We start from the raw sequence: 895 nt of genomic DNA, 5'->3' as shown, positions 1-895 counted from the left end.
AAACCCGGATAGCGTGAACAGCATTATCGTTCCGATAACAAACGTGATGAACGACCAGTATTGTTATCAGACCTCAAAGAAAATCCGGCAGGTTTTCGATTACAAGCGGCGCAACGGCCAGTACATAGGCTCTTTTGCTCCCTACGGCTACATAAAAGACCCCAAAGACAAGCACCAGCTAATCGTTGACCCGGAGGCCGCTGAAACCGTCAAAAAGATATACGAGATGTGCCTGCAAGGTACGGCCAAACTTCAAATTGTGATGTATCTGAATGACCACGGCATACCCAGCCCCACGGCATACAGAAAGCTAAAGGGCCTGCCCTACTCCCCGGCTATATCGGACGCTCCCATGTGGGGGAACAAGATTATAACGGATATTCTCAGAAATCCTATTTACACCGGGGATTTAGTACAAGGCCGCCGCCGGGTGAAAAGCTACAAGGTACACCAGATTGAGGCTGTGCCGGAGGATGAATGGGTGCGCGTCCCCGATACCCACGAGGCAATCATCTCCCACGAAACCTTTGAACGGGTGCAGGAACTTCTGAAACGTGACACCAGGACGGCCCCTAAAAAGCGGGAGCTCCATTTATTTAGCGGCTTTCTGAGGTGCGCTGACTGCGGCAAGGCCGTGACCCGGAGCCAGAGCGGGAAGAATGTTTATTATTCCTGCTCCACTTACAAGAAACGCTCCCGGACAGCCTGCTCCATGCACTCTATCAAGCACAACCGTTTAGAGGCCGCCGTTCTGTTCGCTATCCAGTATCAAGTGAGTACCGCCGTTTCCTATTCGGAAATAGTAGCCCGTATCAATGCGGCCCCGCTGAAAAAAAGTCAATCCCACCGCCTTAACGACCAGATAGCCGCAAAGGAAAAGGAATTGACCAGGATA

The 895-nt window shown here is 51.5% G+C and carries 1 protein-coding gene; it reads left to right on the top strand.

Annotation, left to right across the window (positions count from 1 at the left end):
• Window positions 1–895, top strand: an 895-nt coding sequence (locus D5270_RS16515; protein ID WP_207709425.1) for a recombinase family protein, incomplete at both ends; no start/stop codon positions are given.

The sequence above is a fragment of the Acutalibacter sp. 1XD8-36 genome (genome assembly GCF_009917525.1).
In the GTDB taxonomy this organism is placed as follows: domain Bacteria; phylum Bacillota; class Clostridia; order Oscillospirales; family Acutalibacteraceae; genus Acutalibacter.
This window is presented reverse-complemented; position numbering and strand designations above follow the sequence as displayed.